Origin of the sequence: Mesorhizobium sp. B2-6-2 (genome assembly GCF_006440615.1) — a bacterium.
Taxonomy (GTDB): Bacteria; Pseudomonadota; Alphaproteobacteria; order Rhizobiales; family Rhizobiaceae; genus Mesorhizobium.
In genome coordinates this window covers 208536-229732 of the sequence record NZ_VFUG01000002.1, presented here as the reverse complement: position 1 = coordinate 229732, position 21197 = coordinate 208536, and the positions used below count along the sequence as shown (strand labels likewise).

Sequence of the window (21197 nt, the reverse complement as noted above, 5' to 3'; positions counted from 1 at the left end):
TGTCGCGCACCCGTTAACCCCATAAGGCTGCCATGGCAACCTTCGTTCCGAGGTCAGGATTGTTGGTGAGGATGCCGGCCGGAAAGTCATCTTCCCGGCCGTGCCCGAAACCTATTCCGCCGCCACGCTCATGCGCATGCGTTCCATCTCGATCAGCGCGCGGCGATATTCCACCGGCATGATTTTCCGGAATTTCGGTCTAAAATTCTGCCAGTCGTCGAGGATCTCGCGGCCGCGCACCGAACCGGTGAAATGCACGTGGTTGGAGATCAGCTGGTAAAGCCGCTCCTCGTCATGGCTGGTCATGTCGCCGGAGACGTCGACGCGGCCCTTGTGGTCGAGGTCGCCGCCGTGATGGAGCAGCTTCTCCATCAGGTCGTCCTCTTCCGGGACCGGCTCCAGCTCGACCATCGCCATGTTGCAGCGCTCAGCGAAGTCGCCCTTCTCGTCCAGCACATAGGCGACACCGCCCGACATGCCGGCCGCGAAGTTGCGCCCGGTCTTGCCGAGCACGACGACAATGCCGCCGGTCATGTATTCGCAGCCGTGATCGCCGACCCCTTCGACGACGGCCGCCACGCCGGAATTGCGCACCGCGAAACGCTCGCCGGCGACGCCGGCGAAATACGCCTCGCCTTCGGTGGCGCCGTAGAGCACCGTGTTGCCGACGATGATCGAGTCCGCCGCGACGATCTTGGCCTCTTGCGGCGGGCGGATGACGATGCGGCCGCCCGACAGGCCCTTGCCGACATAGTCGTTGCCGGCGCCGACCAGCTCGAAGGAGACGCCGCGCGCCAGGAAGGCGGCGAAGGACTGGCCGGCGGTGCCGGTCAGCTTCACCTTGATCGTATCCTCGCGCAGGCCCTTGTGCTTGAAACGCTTGGCGACTTCACCCGACAGCATGGCGCCGACAGATCGGTCGACATTGCGGATCGGCAGCTCGATGGTGACCGGCTGCTTGGCGTCCAGCGCCGGCTTCGCCAGCTCGATCAGCTTGCGGTCGAGCACGTCGTCGATCGGATGCTTCTGCCGCTCGGTCCAGTGCAGCGCCACGTGCGGCGCATCCGGCTTGAAGAACATCTTGGAGAAGTCGAGCCCGCGCGCCTTCCAGTGTTGGATGACGTCGCGCTTTTCCAGGAGATCGGTGTCGCCGATGATCTGGTCGATATGAGTGAAGCCCATGTCGGCAAGCAGCGCCCGCACCTCTTCCGCCACGTAGAAGAAGAAGTTGATGACGTGCTCGGGCGTGCCCTTGAAGCGCTTGCGCAGCACCGGGTCCTGCGTCGCCACGCCGACCGGGCAGGTGTTGAGGTGGCACTTGCGCATCATGATGCAGCCGGCCGCGATCAGCGGCGCGGTCGAGAAGCCGAACTCGTCGGCGCCGAGCAGCGCGCCGATGATGACGTCGCGCCCGGTGCGCAGGCCGCCATCGACCTGCAGCGCGACGCGCGAGCGCAAGCCGTTGAGCACCAGCGTCTGGTGCGTTTCGGCAAGGCCCATTTCCCACGGGCTGCCGGCATGCTTGAGCGAGGTCAGCGGCGAAGCGCCGGTGCCGCCGTCATAGCCCGAGATGGTGATGTGGTCGGCGCGCGCCTTGGCGACGCCCGCCGCAACCGTGCCGACGCCGACCTCCGACACCAGCTTGACCGAGACGTCGGCCGCCGGATTGACGTTCTTCAGGTCGTAGATCAGCTGCGCCAGATCCTCGATCGAATAGATGTCGTGATGCGGCGGCGGCGAGATCAGGCCGACGCCGGGCGTCGAGTGCCTGACCTTGGCGATGGTCGCGTCGACCTTGTGTCCGGGCAACTGGCCGCCCTCGCCGGGCTTGGCGCCCTGCGCCACCTTGATCTGCATGACATCGGAATTGACCAGATATTCCGCCGTGACGCCGAACCGGCCGGAGGCGACCTGTTTGATCGCCGAGCGTTCCGGGTTCCTGCCGCCGCCAGGCAGCGGCAGATAGCGGTCGGCCTCTTCGCCGCCCTCGCCGGTGTTCGACTTGCCGCCGATGGCGTTCATGGCGCGCGCCAGCGTGGTGTGCGCTTCCCGGGAGATCGAGCCGAACGACATCGCCCCGGTCGAGAAGCGCTTGACGATCTCGGCCGCCGGCATGACGTCCTCGATCGCGACCTTCTTGCGGCCGGTCTCTTCCGCTGTTCTGATCTTGAACAGGCCGCGAATGGTCTGGGCGCGCGCGGTCGCGCTGTCGATCTGCGCCGAATAGTCCTTGAACGTGTCCCATGAGCCCTGCCGCACGGCGTGCTGCAGGCTGGCGACGGCATCGGGCGACCACATATGCGCCTCGCCGCGCATGCGGAACATGTATTCGCCGCCGACCTCGAGATTGTTGCGCAGCACCGGATCGCTGCCGAAGGCGTCGCTGTGGCGGCTGAGCGTCTCGGTAGCGATCTCATCCAAGCCGACGCCTTCGATCAGCGTCGCCGTGCCGGTGAAATACTTCTCGACGAAGTCCGACTTCAGCCCGATGGCGTCGAAGATTTGCGCGCCGCAATAGGACTGGTAGGTCGAGATGCCCATCTTGGACATCACCTTGAGGATGCCCTTGCCGATCGACTTGATGTAGCGCGAGACCACCTCGTATTCGTCGACCTCTTCCGGCAGCTCGCCGCGCTTGTGCATGTCGAGCAGCGTATCGAAGGCGAGATAGGGATTGATCGCCTCGGCGCCGTAGCCGGCCAGGCAGCAGAAATGATGCACCTCGCGCGGCTCGCCGGATTCCACCACGAGGCCGACCGAGGTGCGCAGGCCCTTGCGGATCAGGTGGTGGTGCACGGCCGCGGTCGCCAGCAGCGAAGGAATGGCGATGCGGTCCGGCCCGACCTGGCGGTCGGACAGGATGATGATGTTGTAGCCGCCGGCGACCGCCGCCTCCGCCCGCTCGCAGAGCCGGTCGATGGCGCCCTGCATGCCGGCGGCACCCTCGTTCGAACCATAGGTGATGTCGATCGTCTTGGTGTCGAACCTATCCTCGGTGTGGCCGATGGAGCGGATCTTTTCCAGATCGCCATTGGTCAGGATCGGCTGGCGCACCTCGAGCCGCTTGCGGCGCGACGTGCCGACCAGGTCGAAGATGTTCGGCCGCGGCCCGATGAACGACACCAGACTCATCACCAGCTCCTCGCGGATCGGGTCGATCGGCGGGTTGGTGACCTGGGCGAAATTCTGCTTGAAATAGGTGTAGAGCAGCTTCGACTTGTCCGACATCGCCGAGATCGGCGTGTCGGTGCCCATCGAGCCCACCGCTTCCTGGCCAGTGGTGGCCATCGGCGCCATCAAAAGCTTGGTGTCTTCCTGCGTGTAGCCGAAGGACTGCTGGCGATCGAGCAGGCTGACATCCTTGCGCAGCGCGCGCGGCTCGACCGGCTTCAGGTCTTCCAAGATCAGCTGCGTGTTGGCGAGCCAGGTCTTGTAGGGGTGCCTGGTCGCGATCTCCGACTTGATCTCCTCGTCGGAGACGATGCGGCCCTTGGCGAGATCGATGAGCAGCATGCGGCCGGGCTGCAGCCGCCACTTCTGCACGATCTTTTCCTCCGGCACCGGCAGCGCGCCGGCTTCCGACGCCATGATGACGCGGTCGTCGTCGGTGACGATGTAGCGCGCCGGGCGCAGGCCGTTGCGGTCGAGCGTGGCGCCGATCTGGCGGCCGTCGGTGAAGACCACCGCCGCCGGTCCGTCCCACGGCTCCATCAGCGCCGCATGGTACTCGTAGAAAGCCTTGCGGTCGGCATCCATGAGCTTGTTGCCGGCCCAGGCTTCCGGGATCAGCATCATCATGGCGTGGGTGAGCGAGTAGCCGCCCTGGAACAGGAACTCGAGCGCGTTGTCGAAGCACGCCGTGTCCGACTGGCCTTCATAGGAGATCGGCCAGAGCTTCGAGATGTTGTTGCCGAACAGCTCGGAATCGACCGAGGCCTGGCGCGCCGCCATCCAGTTGTTGTTGCCGCGCACGGTATTGATCTCGCCGTTGTGCGCGACCATGCGATAGGGATGCGCCAGCTTCCATGACGGGAAGGTGTTGGTCGAGAAGCGCTGGTGGACGAGGATCAGCGCCGTCTCGAAACATGGATCCTTGAGGTCCCTGTAATAAGCGCCGACCTGATAGGCCAGGAACATGCCCTTGTAGACGATGGTGCGCGCCGACAGCGACACGCAATAGGCGCCGATGTCCTTGTTGTCGTTCTCGGCATAGATCCGGCCCGAGATCACCTTGCGCAGCAGATAGAGCCGCGCCTCGTACTCCTCGTCGTCCGTGATGTCGGCCGTGCGGCCGATGAACACCTGCCGATGGAACGGCTCGGATGCCACGATATCCGGCGCCTTCGACAGCGACGAATTGTCGACCGGCACGTCGCGGAAGCCGATAAGCGGCAGCCCTTCCGACTGCGCCGATTCCGCGATGATCTCTTCAATATGGGCACGCAGTGCCGCGTCCTGCGGCATGAACCAGTGGCCGACGCCGTATTGGCCGGCCGGCGGCAGCTCGACGCCCACGACCGCCATTTCCTCGCGGAAGAAAGCGTCCGGGATCTGCACCAGCACGCCGGCGCCGTCGCCGACCAGCGGGTCAGCGCCGACGGCGCCGCGATGGGTGAGGTTTTCCAGCATCGCCAGGCCGTCCTCGACGATCTGGTGCGACTTCAAGCCCTTCATGTTGGCGATGAAGCCGACGCCGCAGGCGTCGTGCTCGTTGCGCGGATCATAGAGGCCCTGCGCGGCCATGCCGTTGGCAGTTCGCAGCCCTTTGGTCAGGACGGTATTTTTAACGGCTGCCGCTTTCGTCTGCGCGGCCTGGCCGTTGATCGCAGATGGCGTCAGTTCCGTCATCGTCCTATCCTCCGTTCTTCACCTTGGCCCCGACTGTCTCAGGGCGCTGGTTTGCCTTGGGAAGCGAGAGTGCTTCCCCTTCATGTTGCTGCACGTCTCGCGAAATCCATCGAACCATACGGCTATACGCCCGGTTCGCATCCGGTATCGTACAGGCCAGAGCCGGGCCGTCTACCCGCCGCTCGCGACAATGGCCGGAATGGCAGCAATGATACGCCAGTCCGGCCTGTTTTGTGCGACAAAATAAGACAGTACTACTGTCCTAAATTTTTTATGGCAGAAATCAGAGAGCCGCACAAGACCGATTCACAAAAAACTTGGGCGCGCCACGACACAAAATTTCGCGACATGCGCCGGAAACGCAAGCTTTGGTCCAGGCGTCTTGGCGCCGATTGCAGGCTTCACCGCTTTGCCCACGATTGGCCCTTGCGCTTGGACTGCCGAAGCGGTCAAGTCGCGCCGCTTTTGCCAATCACCATATGGACCTCTCGATGTTCTTTGCATCCGACAACTGGGCGGGCGTCCACCCCGACATTTCGGCCAACCTGTCGCGCCATGCCGTCGGCGTGGCCACCGCCTATGGCGACGGCGATCTGGACCGCGCCGTCTATCGCCGCTTCAGCGAGATCTTCGAACGTGAGGTGCAGGTCTTCTTCGCCGCGACCGGCACCGCGGCCAACGCGCTTTCGATGGCTGCGTTGAATCGCATCGGCGGCATCGCGCTCTGCCATTCCGAGGCGCATTTGAATGTCGACGAGTTCGGCGCGATGGGTTTCTACACCGGCGGTGCGCGCATGGCGCCGGTGGCGGGACCGCTGGGGCGCATGACCCCGGAGGCTCTCGACCGGACCATCAAGCGATATTCGCAGGACCTGGCCCCCGCCGGCCAGCCGATGGCGGTCGCCGTGACCCAGGCGACCGAGGTCGGCACGGTCTACAGCGTCGACGACGTCAAGGCGATCGCCGAGGTCAGCCGCCGCCATAAGCTGCCGCTGCACATGGACGGCGCGCGCTTCGCCAATGCGATTGCAGCGACCGGCGTCAGCCCGGCCGAAATGACCTGGAAGAGCGGCGTCGACCTCATCTCCTTCGGCGGCACCAAGAATGGCTGCTGGATGGCCGACGCGGTCGTGGTTCTCAATCCGGACGTCGGCAAGGATCTGCGCCTGCTGCGCCAGCGCGCCGGACAGACTTTTTCCAAGGCCCGCTTCATCTCGGCCCAGTTCGAGGCCTATTTCACCGACGATCTGTGGTTGAGGATGGCAGGCCACGCCAATGCGATGGCCGCGCATCTGGCCGAGACGATCGAGGATGCGCCGGCCGGCAAGCTCGCCTGGCTGCCGCAGGCCAACGAAGTGTTTGCCATCCTCGGTCGCGCCACCGCGGAAAAGCTGCAAGCGGCCGGCGCCAAATTCTACGAATGGGGCGTGCCGCAGGGTTTCGATGGCCATTTCGGCGATAATGAAGCGATCTACCGCTTCGTCGCCAGCTTCGCCACCACGACGCAAGAGATCGACCGTCTCGGCCAGTTGCTTGGCTGAGCTTGCGGCACTCGGGAGCAGCCAGATGACCAAGCCGTCTCTCGGCTCGACGATGCGGCTGGTCCGTTCGGCGCCGAACGTGCTGGGCTTCTATGACGGCGCGTTGCCGGCGGCACCAATAAAAAGCGGCGCCTCGCGGCGCCGCTTTCGTCTCGGGAGGGAGACGTTGTCTGCGATGGAGCCCGCAGGTTACGCGGCGGCCTTGGTTTCGATCTGCTTGGCCTTATCCGCGGACGAGGTGATCGCGATCTTGCGCGGCTTCAGCTCCTCGGGAATGTTGCGCTTGAGGTCGACGAAGAGCAGGCCGTTCTTCAGCGTGGCGCCTTCCACTTCGACGTGATCCGCCAGCTGGAAGCGGCGCTCGAAGGACCTCGAGGCGATGCCGCGGTAAAGCAGCTCCGAACCCTCGCTGTTGTTCTCTTCCTTGCGCTCGCCCTTGACGGTCAGAACGTTGCGGTGGGCTTCGATCGAAATCTCGTCTTCCGAGAAGCCGGCAACGGCCATCGAGATGCGATAGGCGTTCTCGCCCGTGCGCTCGATATTATAGGGCGGATAGGTCTGCGCGGTCTCGGGCTGGCCGAGCGAATCGAGCATGGTGAACAGCCGGTCGAAGCCGACGGTCGAACGATAAAGCGGGGAAAAATCAACGTGACGCATGAGTGTTCTCCTTTTGAGCAACATGGTTTGCGTATGACCCGGTGCGAAACCCTCGAAAGGCGTTCCGGATAGGCCAGCGGCCCCGACATCGGCGGCCACAACCTTCATTTGGGAAGCTCAAAAAGCCATTTCAAGGTTTTCCTTGGTCGCAATGCAGCCACGTTCATGAACGGTGGATGAACCACCGCTTCGGCCTCCGTTCAGTCATGCGGCATTAGGCTTTGGTCAAGTTCGAGCAATTCCAGGAAAAGTGTGAAGCGGTTTTCCGTCCGGAATTGCGCGTCAAGACAGAGAGACAAGCGGCGCCCACTCCCCTGCGCCGCGACGAGGCCGAACCGGGTGCAACGTCCCTTCCTCCCGGATCGACAGAGGCCGGAAGTGCACCGCAGGCACTTCCGGCCTTCCCCGCACTACAGCGCCGCGCGTCCCCTGGACGCGCTAAGGACGCTGTAGCACTTTTGATTTCGCGCATGATCCTTTCCGAAAATCGATTCCGATTTTCGGGGTCATGTGCGGCAACCGCGTAAATCCTCGCAACGCCTTTGCTTTTGCCGCCTGGCCGTCTATCACCATGCCGACGCCTCGCCCGTCCGGGCAAAGAACAAGCAACGACGCCGCATGACGGATCTTTTCCATCTGACCGAGGACAATCCCGCGCCGCAGAATGCCGCGGGCGGCTTCTTCACCACACGCGACGGCAAGAAGATCCGCTACGGCGTCTTTGCCGCTGTCAGCCGCCCGCTGCAGGGCACGGTGGTTCTGCTGACCGGGCGCAACGAATGCATCGAGAAATATTTCGAGACCATCCGCTATCTCGCCGATCGCGGCTTCGGCGTCGCCATTCTCGACTGGCGCGGCCAGGGCGGTTCCAGCCGCCTGCTACGTGACCGCCAGCGCGGCTACGTCCGCAGCTTCCGCGACTATACGCGTGATCTCGAGCAATTCTTCGAAGAAATCGTGCTGCCCGACTGCCGCGGCCCCTATTACATCCTCGCGCACTCCACGGGCGCGGTGATTGCGCTGCTTGCCTCGCCGTCGATGGTCAACCGGGTGCGGCGCATGGTGCTGCTGGCTCCTTTTCTCGAAGTGCCGGACCTGCCGGTCTCGATCGCCACGGTCCGGCGCGTCTGCGCGGTCTTTTGCGCGCTCGGTCTCGGCCGGCTCTATGCCGCGCTCGGTCCGCGCCCGAAAGTGGCGCCCGCTTTCGAGGTGAACAAGGTGACCTCGGATCCTGCGCGCTACCGGCGCAATGTCGGAATCTACGAGGCCTGGCCGCAGCTCGCGCTCGGCGGCCCGACCATCCGCTGGCTGAGGGCCGCCGCCGCCGCCGCGAAAGCCGTCAGCGATCCGGATTTCATGGCCAGGGTGAAGGTGCCGATGCTGATCGTCGCTGCCGGCGCCGACCGGGTGGTCTCGACCAAGGCGGTGGAGGCCTATGCCAGGAAACTGCGCGTCGGCTCGCTGTTGATGATCGACGGCGCGCAGCACGAGATCCTGCAGGAGAAGGACATCTACCGCGAGCAGCTCCTGGCCGCTTTCGACGCCTTCATCCCCGGCACGGGTGATGCCATCTGACGCCCGATCGTGGGCGGCGGCCGCCGGCGACGCCTTACGGCTGGCACACGAGCTTCACGGCCGGTGGGTTCGACCTCGCCGCTCGGTCCACAAATCTCGGCTGAACGCGGCGGCGTTGTCACCTGCATGGTCATTGCCGATCCTGCAGCAAACGCGGGCGGAACCGGCTTAACTGAAGGCGCGCTCGCGCGGGAGCGACACCTCGTTTCCGCCAAGGCACCGAGCGCTAGATACCTTCCGGCGCCATGCGCCAGCCGAAAAGGACCGGGAGGAGGAACGGACATGAACGCATTGCTGTCACGTCAGGGGCATCGCCTGTTGCAGATCGGCGTCGCCCTACTGCTGTTTTCGTCATTCGAAGGATTTGCAATCCCATACCTCGCCGCACCGCGCCTGGGGCTGTCGGCGCATACGCTCAGCGGCTTGGAGGCCGTTCTCCTGCTGGCGCTGGGTCTCCTTTGGGAAAGGCTCAGCCTCAGCGCCGCCACATCGCGGGTTGCGTTCTGGCTTCTGATCTATTCGGCTCTTGCCATTCTGGCCGCCTACGTGATGGCGAGCGTCTGGGGCGCCGGCAACGAGACGATGCCTCTGGCAGCCGGAGCCTTCCACGGCAGCGCCTTTGAGGAGACGGCGATCAAGGGCATCGGGTATTCGTCGGCGCCGACCGGCCTCATTGCTTTCGCGCTCATTCTGTGGGGCTTGCGCCTTGCAGAGCCTTCGTCAACGGAGAGCTAGAGCGCGCCGCAGTCTTGCATCGGCGTTGCATGAAACGGTCTCATGGGCCACCTGGTGCTCAGCCGCGCAGCGCCGCCATCGCTGCCGCGTGAAGCTCGGGCGTCGCTGCCGCCAGTATATCGCCGCCCTTCTCCGCCGGCCCGCCTTCGAAAGTGGTGATGACGCCGCCGGCCTTCTCGATGATCGGGATCAGCGCGACGATGTCGTAGGGCTTCAGGCCCGGGTCGGCGACGATGTCGATGCTGCCGGCCGCCAGCATGGCGAAGGCGTAGCAATCGGTGCCGTAGCGGGCGAGCTGCACCTTTGTCTCGAACTGGTCATAGCGCTTGCGCGCATCGCCCTGGAACAATGCCGGCGTGGTCGTGAACAGCGTCGCTTGCGCGAGCTCGGTCGTCTTGCGGGTCGCGAGCCGGCGCGGGCTGCCCGGTCCTTCATAATGCGACCCGGAAGCGTTGGCGTAGAACAGCTCGCCGGTGAAGGGTTGCGACATCATGCCGGCGACCGCCTCGCCATCGACGGTCAGCCCGACCAGCGTTCCCCACACCGGGATACCGGAAATGAAGGCGCGGGTGCCGTCGATCGGGTCGATCACCCAGACATGCCGGCTGGCGAGGTTATGGCTGCCGTGCTCCTCGCCGAGGATGCCGTGCTCGGGATATTCGGACGAAATCAGCGCCCGGATCGCGCGCTCGGCTTCGCGATCGGCCTCCGTTACCGGATCGAAGCTTCCCGCAAGCTTGTTGGTGACCGCCCCCTGGCTGCGGAAACGCGGCAAGGTTTCGGCGGCGGCGGCATGCGCGATGCGCCGCATGAAATCGGTGCTGATATCCAAGTCGCTCTCCCCATCGCGGCCGTTGCCGGCCGCTCCTTATCGCGGAACAGGCGCGCTGAAGACCGGTCAGACGCCCGTTTTCTGTTGCCCGAATGTCACATCTGAGCCGCCGAAGCGGAATTTCCACATCATATTGAATTAAAAAAGCCCGCTGTCGATTGACATTTGTGCGGCGCACAATAATTTTGTCATCGGACAGGTTTTCCTGTCCATGCCCTCCTTGGGCGTTTCCTCCCTAGACTTCGACCGTGTCGTGAAAACGATGCGGTCTTTTTTTCAGGCAATTCCGGGAAAAATGTGAAGCGGTTTTCCGTCCGGAATTGCGTTTACAAGAACTGGGCGCGCCGACCGCGCCGTCATTCCGCCGCCAGCGGCAAATCGACGAAATGGTGGTCGGGCATCGACATCAGGTCGGCCGAGAAGCGGCTCAGGTCGCAGGCCAAGGCGTCGAAGCCGGCCGATTTCTGGAACGTCCGCTCGTCCATGTAAAGCCCGCGATTGACCTCGATCTGCAACGCATGCAGATGCCGCGCCGGCCTGCCATAATGTTCGGTGATGAACCCTCCCGCATAGGGCTTGTTATGCGCGACGGTGTAGCCCATGCGGACAAGCAGGCTAATCGCCATCTCGGTGAGCGCCGGCGAGGCCGAGATTCCGAACCGGTCGCCGATGATGAAGTCGGGCCGCACGCCGTTGTCGCCGACGCGTATGCTGGCCGGCATCGAGTGGCAGTCGATCAGCACGGCATAGCCGAACCTGGCATGCGTCCTGGTCAGGAGCCGCTTCAGCGTCTCGTGATAAGGCTTGTACACCGCTTCGATGCGCGCCACCGCCTCGGCCAGCGGCAGGCGGCCGGGATAGATATCGAGGCCTTCGCCGACAAGCTTCGGCACCGTGCCCAGCCCGCCGGCGACACGCGCCGAACGGATGTTGCAGAAGGACGGGACCGGCTCCGCGAACATGCGCGGATCGAGTTCCCACGGCTCGCGGTTGACGTCGAGATAGGCGCGCGGAAAATTGGCCGCCAGCAGTGGCGCGCCGAGCGGCACGGCGCCGCCGAAAAGCTCCTCGACATAGCAGTCCTCCGACCGGCGGATGGCGTTGCGGTCAAGCCGCGCCATGGCCAAGAAGCGCTCCGGATAATGGCGGCCGCTATGCGGTGAGTTGAACAGGAAGGGGACGCGCTGTTCGGCGCCCGATCGGATTTCGAAGGGTGGGACGACCGAAAAATCCTCGGCTGCCGTTTTCAATTTGCACGAACCAGGAAACAGCACTGCATCATGACGTAAAACTTGCCACCTTGCGTGCGGCATGTCCAGCATTTCAGGCGACGAAACCGCAGCTTGAACCGGATGTGGGACGCCCTTCATTCACTTGATGTTTACCGACACATCCTCATATACAGCATGGTTAACAGCCTTGCCCGGCGGCAGGCTTGGGGCGGGTGATTCGGACGGGATATGATGGCACGCATTCTGCTGGCGGAAGACGACGACGATATGCGCCGCTTCCTCGTCAAGGCGCTGGAACGCGCCGGCTACCAGGTAAGCGATTTCGACAATGGCGCCAGCGCCTATGAGCGGCTGCGCGAAGAGCCTTTCTCGCTGCTCCTGACCGACATCGTCATGCCGGAGATGGACGGCATCGAGCTTGCCCGCCGCGCCACCGAGATCGACCCGGACCTCAAGGTGATGTTCATCACCGGCTTTGCCGCGGTCGCGCTCAATCCGGATTCCAAGGCGCCCAAGGACGCCAAGGTGCTGTCGAAGCCTTTCCACCTGCGCGATCTCGTCAACGAGGTCGAGAAGATGCTGCAGGCGGCCTGAGCCACTTCGGCAGGCATCGACGATGCGCCGCGCCGATGCGACAAACACAAGCCGTCTTTCCACATTCCCGCTATTGACGCGCCGGATCAAAAGTGGTGTATGCGCGGCTTCGGATGGGCGTGTAGCTCAGCGGGAGAGCACTGCATTGACATTGCAGGGGTCACAAGTTCAATCCTTGTCACGCCCACCATCCTTCCAATAAGTTAGATATCTGGCGAGCACAGAACCCTGTGCGTGACTGTCTGGCTGCACTGCGGTTCGCGATTACCCGAGATCTCTTCGAACGAGCACAAGCATTTCGCCCAAGACGGCGAGCCCGTGGACGACGTAGCCCTTGCCGAGCAGCAGCTCGGCCAGATATGCCCCGTCCTGCCCGGTAACCCCGGTGACAAGGGCGACCTTGTCTGCCGGGGCGACTTTGTCCGCCATTGCCATGTGCGCCCGCGCCTATTTTTCGGCAAGCGAATACGATTTGTCGCCGAAACGCAAATTCCCGCGCGGGGGCCGGCTTAAACGCCCGCGACCGCCAGCAGGGTCTTCATCCTGGCGATGGCAAGATCGGGATCGGCCAGCAGCCCGGCCTGGTCGCAGAGCCGGAAGACATCCGCGTAGTGGCATATGCCGCGCGCCGACTGCATGCCGCCCACCATCGTGAAGTGGTCCTGATGCCCGTTCAGCCAGGCCATGAAGACGATGCCGGCCTTGTAGTATTCGGTCGGCGCCTCGAAGATTTTTCGCGATAGCGGCACGGTCGGCGCCATCAGCGCGTCGTAGCCGGCCTTGTCACCCTCTGCCAGCTTCGCCAGCGCGGCATTTGCCACCGGCGCTATGGCGTCGAAGATGCCGAGCAGCGCGTGCGAGTGTTTCCTGCCGTCGCCGGCAATCAGTTGGGGATAGTTGAAATCGTCGCCGGTGAACATCACCACCCCGTCGGGCAGCCTGTCACGCAGCCGCACTTCCTTCTCCGCGTCGAGCAGCGATATCTTGATGCCTTCGACCTTGCCCGCGTGCCGCTCGATGATGGCGACGACCGTGTCGAGCGCGGCATCGAAATCGTTGCTGCCCCAATAGCCCTTGAGCGCCGGATCGAACATGTCGCCCAGCCAGTGCAGGATGACCTTGCCCGATGCCTGGGACAGCATGCGGTCATAGACGCGGGCATAATCGTCCGGCCCCTTTGCCACCGCCGCGAGCGCGCGGCTCGCCATCATGATCGCCTTGCCGCCCTCGCCTTCGATGAAGGCGAGTTGCTCTTCATAGGCGCCGACGACGTCGTCGAGCGTCTTGGCCGCCGCCGGCGCCAGATGGTCGGTTCCCGCCCCCGAGGCAAGGTCGGCGCCCCGCACCGTTTTGGCTTCCGCGATCGAGCGGCGGATCAGCTCCTTCGCGCTCGCCCAGTCGAAACCCATCCCGCGCTGAGACGTGTCCATGGCTTCGGCGATGCGAAAGCCGAGCCGCCACAGATGATGGCGGAACGCCATCGTCCTGTCCCAGTCGACCGCCGGCCGCGACCACGGATCGGTCATGGCGATGGGATCGGCAACGACATGGGCGGCGGCATAGGCGATGCGCGAAAAGCGTGCGCCCTTGATCGGTTCGACCGGTTTGCCGACGAGCCGGTAGCTGACCCGGTCGCCGTTTGCCGCAGGCAAGGTGATGTCCATGGTTCTCTCCCGTTGCGGCCGCTATAAATGGAACGTTCCAATAAATCAAGGATCTTGATGGTTCAACGGATCCAGGTTGGAAGACACCGTGCCCTCCTGGAGGTGTCCCTTGCATTTGCTGAGGTTTTGAACCGCTTCAATCAATTTTTCGATTTTCGTCGCAATCGCAATTGACTCGGATTTGGATCGATGATTAGAACGTTCCAATAGATTTTGTCAAACTGGGAGGACGAGACGAGGATGGCCAGCCGGGCCAAGGCGACGATCCTGGACATCGCGCGCGAGGCCGGCGTGTCCAAATCGACGGTGTCGCTCGTGCTGCAGGGCAGCGGGCTGATCCGGCCTGAAACCGCGACCAAGGTGCGCAAGGCGATCGAGGATGTCGGCTATGTCTACAACCGCGGCGCCGCCAATCTGCGCAAGGCCCATTCCAATGTCATCGGCATGGTGATCAACGATCTCACCAACCCCTTTTTCGCCGAGTTGGCGGTCGGCATGGAGCGCGTGTTCCAGGCGGCGGGCGTAGTCCCCTTCATCGCCAACACGGCGGAAAACCCGGTACGTCAGGAAGAGGTGCTGAAGTCGCTGATGGAACAGGGCGTCGCCGGCCTGATCGTCTCGCCGGCGCGGGGCACGTCGCCCGGTACCTTCCGCCGCATCGAGACGGCCGGCGTCCCGATCGTCTTCACCATGCGCAGGCTGCCGGACAGCCGCATTCCGGTGATCGCGCCGGACAATCATCGCGGCGCGGTGCTTGCCGCCGAACATCTGATCCGCAGGGGCCATCGCCGCCTGGCCTTCTTCGGCGGTTCATCCGATCTCGTTGTTTATCAGGAGCGCCTGGGCGGCTTCCTCGAAGCCTGCGAAACGCTCGGCATCCCGGCTCCGGACCGGCTGATCGTCGAGGGCGAGACGAACCGCAAGGGCGGCATGGCCTGCCTGGAGACGGCCTTTGCCGTGCGGCAGCCACCGACCGCGGCGCTGTGCTTCAACGATGCGGTAGCCTTCGGCGTCATGCTGGCATTGCGCAAGCGCGGTCTCGAGGCGGGCGCAGACTTCGCCGTCGTCGGCTTCGACGATGTCGCCGAGGCCGAGCACTACAGTCCGGCGCTGACCAGCGTCGCCGTCGACACCGCGGGCCTCGGCGAGCGCGCGGCCCACGTCATGCTGAAGATGATCCAGTCGCGCACCACGCGCGCCGAGAACCATATTGGTGCCGTCAGCCTGGTCGTGCGGGAAAGCAGCGGCCCGGACCGCAACAGCCAAGTGGGAGACGCGGCGTGAGCGTGCGATGGGGACTGATCGGCGCCAGCACGATCGCCAGACAGTTCATGATCGATGCCATCCGCGCGCAGGCCGACGGCGAGGTCGCCGCCGTGATGAGCTCCAGCCCGGAACGGGCCGAGACCTATGCGAGGGAAAACGGCATCGCACGCGCAGTCTCGTCTCTCGACGCGCTGCTCAACTCGGACATCGACGCCGTCTACATCTCGACCACCAACGAATTGCATCTCGAGCAGGGGCTTGCCGCGATCAAGGCCGGCAAGCATGTGCTGTGCGAGAAGCCGCTGGCGCTGACGAGCGCCGATGCGCGTGAGATGGTTGTCGCCGCGAAAGCTGCCGGCATCGTCTTCGGCACCAATCACCATCTGCGCAATGCCGGCGCCCACCGCGCCATGCGCGAGGCGATTGCCGCCGGCCGCATCGGCAAGCCGATCGCCGCACGCGTCTTCCACTCCGTCTACCTGCCGGAGAACCTGCAGGGCTGGCGCATCGCCAGGCCTGAGGCCGGCGGCGGCGTGGTGCTCGACATCACCGTGCATGATGCCGACACGCTGCGCTTCGTGCTGGACGACGACCCCGTCGAGATTTCGGCCTTCACGCAAGCCGCCGGCATGGCCGGCGGCGGACTGGAGGACGGCGCCATGTGCATCTGGCGTTTCGGGTCGGGCGTGATTGCCCAGTCGCATGAGGGCTTCACCACGAAATTCGCCGGCACCGGCTTCGAGGTGCATGGCTCGGAAGGCTCGCTGATCGCCGCCAATGTGATGACGCAGAAGCCGGTCGGCTCGGTGCTGCTGCGCAGCGCGAGCGGGGAAGAAGAGCTGGGCTTCGACCGCGAGGATCTCTACACCCGCTCGCTGCGCCACTTCCATGCCGCGATCCGCGGCGAAGGCCATCCTGCCGCCACCGGCGAGGACGGCGTCTGGTCGCTGGCGTCGGCCGAAGCAGCACTGCAATCGTCGAACACCGGCAAGGCCGTCGCCATCGACCCGCAACTTGGGGGCCTCGCGTGAGCAAGCTCGTCTCGGCGGCCCATGCCGCCAGCCTGATCAAGGACGGCATGGTCGTCTCGGTGTCGTCGTCGAGCGGGCTCGGCTGTCCCGACGCCGTGCTTGCCGCGATCGGCGAGCGTTTCGAGGCGGAAGGCCATCCGCAGGCGATCACCACGCTGCATCCGATCGCCGCCGGCGACATGTACGGCATCAAGGGTATCGACCATCTCGCCAAGCCGGGCCTGCTCAAGCGCACGCTCTGCGGCTCCTATCCGTCCGGCCCCTCCTCTGCCGAGCCGCCGCAGATCTGGAAGATGATCGGCGACGATTCGATCGCCGCCTACAACGTGCCGTCCGGCATCCTGTTCGACATGCATCGCGAGGCCGCCGCCAAGCGTCCGGGCGTGCTGACCAAGGTCGGCCTCGACACCTTTGCCGATCCGCGCCACCAGGGTTGCGCCATGAACGCCGCGGCCAGCGAGCCGATCGTCTCGGTTGAGCAGTTCGACGGCGAGGAATGGCTTTATTTCCGCGCCATCGTGCCGAATGTCTCGATCATTCGCGCCACCACGGCCGACGAACGCGGCAATCTCACCTACGAGCATGAGGGCGCCTATCTCGGCGGGCTGGAGCAGGCGCTGGCCGCCCGCAACAATGGCGGCATCGTCATTGCGCAGGTCAAGCGCGTCGTCGAGAACGGCACGCTGAAGCCGCACGATGTGCGTGTGCCCGGCGTGCTGGTCGACTATATCGTGGTGGCGCCCGACCAGTTGCAGACGACGCAGACCTCTTATGACCCAGCGATCTCGGGCGAGATTTTCCGGCCGCTGTCGACCTTCCGCACGCCGGAGATGAACATCCAGAAGGTCATCGCGCGCCGCGTCGCCATGGAATTGCGCGACGGCATGGCCGTCAACATCGGCTTCGGCATCTCGGCCAACGTGCCGCGCATCCTTCTCGAGGAAGGCCAGCACGGCAAGGTCACCTGGGTGATCGAGCAGGGCGCGGTCGGCGGCGTGCCGCTGCTCGACTTCAAGTTCGGCTGTGCCTCCAACGCCGAGGCAATCATGCCCTCGCCGCACCAGTTCATCTATTTCCAGGCCGGCGGCTTCGACGCCTCGCTGCTCTCCTTCCTGCAGATCGACCGGCATGGCTCGGTCAACGTCTCGAAGCTCTCGGCGCGGCCGCATGTGACGGCAGGCGCCGGCGGCTTCGTCGACATCACCGCGCGGGCGAAGAAGATCGTCTTTTCCGGCTTCTTCAATGCCGGCGCGAAACTCTCGCTGGCGGATGGCGCCATCCGCATCGATCAGGAAGGCAAGGTCAAGAAGGTGGTCGCAGAGGTCGAGCACATCTCCTTCTCCGGCAAGCGGGCGGTCGCTCAAGGACAGGACATCACCTATGTCACCGAGCGCTGCGTGATGAAGCTGACGCCGGACGGGCTGATGGTGACGGAACTGGCCCCCGGCATCGATCTCGAACGCGATGTGCTGGCGCAGGCTGAGATCCCGCTCGCTGTGGCGAACGATCTCAAGGTCACGCCTGCGGCACTCTACCACGACCGGCCGATCGGCCTGTCGCTCAATGGCGGCGCTTCGCTCGGAGGCGCGCATGGCTGAGGGTCTCGTCACCTTCGAAAAGGACGGCGCCGTCGGCATCGTCACGCTGTGCCGGCCGGAAAAGTTCAACGCCCTCGACATCCCGATGCTGCGTGCGCTCGAGACGGCGCTCGACGAAGCGGAACTGGCCGAGGGCGTTCGCGCCGTGCTCGTCCGCGGCGAAGGCAAGGGCTTCTGCGCCGGTGGCGACGTCGAGGCCTGGGGTGCCATGAGCGCCGCCGACTTCCAGGTGCAATGGGTGCGCTACGGCCACCGCGTCTTCGACCGGCTGGCGCGGCTCAGGCAGCCGACCATCGCTGTGCTCTCCGGCCATGCGCTGGGCGGCGGGCTGGAACTGGCCGCGGCCTGCGATTTCCGCGTCGCCGAAATGCAGGTGAAGCTCGGCTTTCCCGAAACCTTGATCGGCGTCGTTCCCGGCTGGTCCGGCACCCAGCGCGCTGTGCGCCGCTTCGGTGCACAAATCGTGCGCCGGATGGCGATTGGCGGTGAGATTTTCCCGGCAGCCGAGGCGCTGGCGCACGGCGTCGTCGACCGGCTGGTCGAAACAGGCAAGGCTTTCGACGAAGCCAAAGCCTGGGCCGAAAAGATCGCCGAGCGCGGTCCGCTGGCGACCGAGGCCGCGAAGCTGATGATCGGCGTTGCCGAGGGCGAGGAAGACGCCGCCGCGACCGAGGCGCTGGCCAGCGGTTTCATCGCGCTGACAGGCGACCTCAAAGCCGGCGTCGACGCCTTCAAGGCCAAGCAGAAGCCGGCCTTTTCGAGATCCTAGAGAAGACATGATGAACGCACCGCTCAACATTACCATGCCGGCCGAGGCGTCCCACGCGCCGAAGGCCTACAAGCTGCTGATCGATGGCAGGCATGTCGATGCCCGCGACGGCCGCAGCATCGAACGCGCCAGCCCCGGCCATGGCTTCGTCGTGTCGCGCTATGCGCAAGCGGGCGCGGCGGAAGTCGAGGCGGCGGTGCAGGCCGCGCATAACGCCTTCGAGAACGGCCCGTGGCCGCGCATGAAGGCATCGGAACGCGCGGCGATTCTGCTGAAGACTGCCGACCTGATCGAGAGCCGGCTGGAAGAGATTGCGCGCCTCGACGCGCTGGAATCCGGCAAGCCGATCACCCAGGCGCGCGGCGAGATCGGCGGCGCGATCGACATCTGGCGCTATGCCGCCTCGCTTGCCCGCACGCTGCATGGCGAAAGCTACGCCAATCTGGGCGACTCCATGCTGGGCGTGGTGCTGCGCGAACCGATCGGCGTCGTCTCGATCATCACGCCGTGGAATTTCCCCTTCCTGATCGTCAGCCAAAAGCTGCCCTTCGCGCTCGCCGCCGGCTGCACGGCGGTGGTGAAGCCGAGCGAGATGACGTCCGCTTCCACTTTCGTGCTCGGCGACATGCTGCTCGAGACCGGGCTGCCAGCCGGCGTCGTCAACATTCTCGCCGGTTACGGCGCCGACGTCGGCGCGCCGATGGTCAGCCACCCGCTGGTCGAGATGGTCTCCTTCACCGGCTCGACCCTCGTCGGCAAGATAACCATGGCCGCCGCTTCCGATTCCTTGAAGAAGGTCTCGATGGAGCTCGGCGGCAAGAATGGCCAGATCGTCCTGCCCGACGCCGACCTCGAGGCCGCTGCGGATGCCGCGGTGTTCGGCGGCTTCTTCAACGCCGGCGAATGCTGCAATGCCGGCAGCCGCCTCATCGTGCATGAGGCGATCGCCGACGACTTCCTCAACGCGGTCAAGGCGCTGTCCCGGAAGGTCCGCGTCGGCGATCCGCTCGACGACCGCACCAAGGTCGGCGCGATGATCTCGGCCGACCATATGGAAAGGGTAGCCGGCTATGTGACGGCGGCGAAAACCGACGGCGGCAGCGTTTTCGCCGGTGGCGCGCGGCTTGCATCCAATGCCGGTCAATATCTCGATCCGACCATCATCCGTGACGTCACGGAGGATATGGCGATCGCGCGCGAGGAAGTGTTCGGACCGGTGCTGTCCGTGCTCACTTTTGAAACGATTGAAGAGGCATTGCGCATTGCCAACAACACGCCCTATGGTTTGTCCGCAGGGGTGTGGAGCGCCGGTATCGACACGTGCATGTCGGTGGCGCGCGGCGTGCGTTCGGGGACGGTTTGGGTGAATACGTTCATGGAAGGTTATCCCGAACTGCCCTTCGGCGGCTACAAGCAGTCCGGTCTGGGACGCGAACTCGGCAAACGCGCTGTCGAGGATTATACCGAGGAAAAGACTATCCAGTTTCATCGCGGCCAGCGCACCGGATGGTGGGTCGGCTGAGTTGGGAGACCCCGGCGGACACCCGCCGGTTCTGTGAATGCAACAAGGGAGGTAGTACATGTTGCGCAAACTGCTTATCGGAACGGCTCTTGCGACGAGCTTTGCGTTCTCGGCGAACGCCGCGGACGTCAAGGAAGTGCAGATGCTGCATTGGTGGACGTCGGGCGGCGAAGCGGCTGCTCTGAACGTGCTGAAGCAGGATCTAGCCAAGGAAGGTTATGCCTGGAAGGACGTGCCGGTGGCCGGCGGTGGCGGTGACCCCGCAATGGTCGCGCTGAAGGCAATGGTGGCTGCAGGCAATCCGCCGACGGCTTCTCAGATGCTCGGCTACACCGCGCTCGACTATGCGGCGGCCGGCAAGATGGGCGATATCACCGCCATCGCCGTCAAGGAGGGCTGGGACAAGGTTGTTCCCGCGGCGCTGCAGAAGTTTACCGTCTATGACGGCAAATGGGTCGCGGTGCCCGTCAACGTCCATTCGGTCAACTGGTTGTGGATCAACAAGGCGGTGATGGACAAGATCGGCGGCACCGAGCCCAAGACCTTCGACGACCTTATTGCGCTGCTCGATAAGGCCAAGGCGGCCGGCGTCATTCCGCTTGCCCTGGGTGGCCAGAACTGGCAGGAAGCCACCATGTTCGACTCTGTCGTGCTGTCGACCGGCGGACCTGAGTTCTACAAGAAGGCCTTCAACGACCTCGACGACGCATCGCTGAAGTCCGACACGATGAAGAAGTCGTTCGACAACCTCGCCAAGCTCGTCACCTATGTCGACCCGAACTTCTCGGGCCGCGACTGGAACCTCGCCACCGCCATGGTCATCAAGGGGGATGCCCTGGTTCAAGTCATGGGCGATTGGGCCAAGGGCGAGTTCCACGCCGCCAACAAGACCCCGGGTACGGATTTCCTGTGCTACCGCTTCCCGGGCACCGACGGCAGCGTCGTCTACAATTCCGACGTGTTCGGCATGTTCGACGTATCTGACGACCGCAAGGCCGCCCAAGCCGCACTTGCCACCGCCACTTTGTCGAAGAGCTTCCAGTCGGCCTTCAACGTCGTCAAGGGCTCGGTTCCGGCCCGCACCGACGTTCCGGACACCGACTTCGACGCCTGCGGCAAGAAGGGCATCGCCGACCTTAAGGCCGCCAACGAGAAGGGCACGTTGTTCGGTTCGCTGGCCCAGGGCTATGGCGCCCCGCCCGCGATCGCCAATGCCTACAAGGATGTCGTGACCAAGTTCGTCCACGGCCAGATCAAGACCTCGGACGAGGCGGTGACCGAGCTGGTCAAGGCGATCGACGACGCCAAGTAGGCCGTTACTTGAACTCGGGTC

The 21197-nt window shown here is 64.4% G+C and carries 15 protein-coding genes, 1 tRNA gene and 1 pseudogene; 11 read left to right on the top strand and 6 right to left on the bottom strand.

Annotation, left to right across the window (positions count from 1 at the left end; all coding sequences use genetic code 11):
- Positions 1-111 precede the first annotated feature (111 nt).
- Positions 112-4848 (bottom strand): glutamate synthase large subunit, encoded by a 4737-nt coding sequence (gene gltB / locus FJ419_RS06480; RefSeq protein WP_140688638.1) that lies wholly within the window; start codon positions 4846-4848, stop codon positions 112-114.
- Positions 4849-5339: 491 nt separating this feature from the next.
- Here gltB and FJ419_RS06475 point away from each other — a divergent pair, with 491 nt between their 5' ends.
- Positions 5340-6389 carry a low specificity L-threonine aldolase gene (locus tag FJ419_RS06475; protein WP_140688629.1) on the top strand — a complete coding sequence of 350 codons (1050 nt, stop codon included), beginning with the start codon at positions 5340-5342 and terminating at the stop codon, positions 6387-6389.
- Positions 6390-6578: 189 nt separating this feature from the next.
- Here the strand turns inward: FJ419_RS06475 and FJ419_RS06470 are convergent, their stop codons facing one another.
- Positions 6579-7046, bottom strand: a complete 468-nt coding sequence (locus FJ419_RS06470; protein WP_095766320.1) for an Hsp20 family protein — start codon at positions 7044-7046, stop codon at positions 6579-6581.
- Between the two features lie 618 nt (positions 7047-7664).
- On the opposite strand from FJ419_RS06470, the gene FJ419_RS06465 reads away from it, so the two are divergent.
- Both FJ419_RS06465 and FJ419_RS06460 read left to right on the top strand, forming a co-directional pair.
- Entirely contained in the window at positions 7665-8621 is a 957-nt protein-coding gene (locus FJ419_RS06465) for an alpha/beta hydrolase (RefSeq protein WP_140688622.1), read from the top strand.
- 282 nt (positions 8622-8903) lie between these two features.
- A complete protein-coding gene (locus tag FJ419_RS06460) occupies positions 8904-9356 on the top strand; it encodes a hypothetical protein (RefSeq protein ID WP_140688620.1) in 453 nt (150 codons plus the stop codon).
- A gap of 58 nt (positions 9357-9414) precedes the next feature.
- Here FJ419_RS06460 and hisN read toward each other — a convergent pair whose 3' ends face one another.
- Together hisN and FJ419_RS06450 are read right to left on the bottom strand one after the other, a co-directional pair.
- Positions 9415-10188, bottom strand: coding sequence for a histidinol-phosphatase (gene hisN / locus FJ419_RS06455; RefSeq protein ID WP_140688618.1), 774 nt, complete (start codon positions 10186-10188; stop codon positions 9415-9417).
- A gap of 356 nt (positions 10189-10544) precedes the next feature.
- Positions 10545-11501, bottom strand: a complete 957-nt coding sequence (locus tag FJ419_RS06450) for an N-formylglutamate amidohydrolase (protein WP_140688616.1) — start codon at positions 11499-11501, stop codon at positions 10545-10547.
- Positions 11502-11651: 150 nt separating this feature from the next.
- Between FJ419_RS06450 and FJ419_RS06445 the strand changes: the two genes are divergently transcribed.
- Positions 11652-12014, top strand: coding sequence for a response regulator (locus tag FJ419_RS06445; protein ID WP_006199474.1), 363 nt, complete (start codon positions 11652-11654; stop codon positions 12012-12014).
- A gap of 115 nt (positions 12015-12129) precedes the next feature.
- Positions 12130-12204, top strand: a tRNA-Val gene (locus FJ419_RS06440).
- Positions 12205-12326: 122 nt separating this feature from the next.
- On the opposite strand, the pseudogene FJ419_RS06435 reads toward FJ419_RS06440, so the two are convergent.
- Together FJ419_RS06435 and FJ419_RS06430 are read right to left on the bottom strand one after the other, a co-directional pair.
- Positions 12327-12449: pseudogene (locus FJ419_RS06435) on the bottom strand (GDP-mannose 4,6-dehydratase); the annotation flags it as partial.
- Positions 12450-12523: 74 nt separating this feature from the next.
- Entirely contained in the window at positions 12524-13678 is a 1155-nt protein-coding gene (locus tag FJ419_RS06430; RefSeq protein ID WP_140688614.1) for a dihydrodipicolinate synthase family protein, read from the bottom strand.
- 240 nt (positions 13679-13918) lie between these two features.
- Between FJ419_RS06430 and FJ419_RS06425 the strand changes: the two genes are divergently transcribed.
- The 6 genes from FJ419_RS06425 to FJ419_RS06400 are packed head-to-tail and all read left to right on the top strand — an operon-like array spanning position 13919 to position 21176.
- Positions 13919-14962 carry a LacI family DNA-binding transcriptional regulator gene (locus FJ419_RS06425; protein ID WP_140688612.1) on the top strand — a complete coding sequence of 348 codons (1044 nt, stop codon included), beginning with the start codon at positions 13919-13921 and terminating at the stop codon, positions 14960-14962.
- Positions 14959-15975 carry a Gfo/Idh/MocA family oxidoreductase gene (locus tag FJ419_RS06420; RefSeq protein ID WP_140688610.1) on the top strand — a complete coding sequence of 339 codons (1017 nt, stop codon included), beginning with the start codon at positions 14959-14961 and terminating at the stop codon, positions 15973-15975. Before FJ419_RS06425 ends, FJ419_RS06420 begins: the two co-directional genes overlap by 4 nt.
- Positions 15972-17573, top strand: a complete 1602-nt coding sequence (locus FJ419_RS06415) for an acyl CoA:acetate/3-ketoacid CoA transferase (RefSeq protein WP_140688608.1) — start codon at positions 15972-15974, stop codon at positions 17571-17573. The genes FJ419_RS06420 and FJ419_RS06415 overlap by 4 nt, the downstream gene beginning before the upstream one ends.
- A complete protein-coding gene (locus FJ419_RS06410) occupies positions 17566-18342 on the top strand; it encodes an enoyl-CoA hydratase/isomerase family protein (RefSeq protein WP_140688606.1) in 777 nt (258 codons plus the stop codon). Before FJ419_RS06415 ends, FJ419_RS06410 begins: the two co-directional genes overlap by 8 nt.
- Positions 18343-18352: 10 nt before the next feature.
- Positions 18353-19864 carry an aldehyde dehydrogenase family protein gene (locus FJ419_RS06405; protein WP_140689319.1) on the top strand — a complete coding sequence of 504 codons (1512 nt, stop codon included), beginning with the start codon at positions 18353-18355 and terminating at the stop codon, positions 19862-19864.
- 58 nt (positions 19865-19922) lie between these two features.
- Positions 19923-21176: an ABC transporter substrate-binding protein gene (locus FJ419_RS06400; RefSeq protein ID WP_140688604.1), complete on the top strand. Its 1254-nt coding sequence runs from the start codon at positions 19923-19925 to the stop codon at positions 21174-21176.
- Positions 21177-21197: the final 21 nt, after the last annotated feature.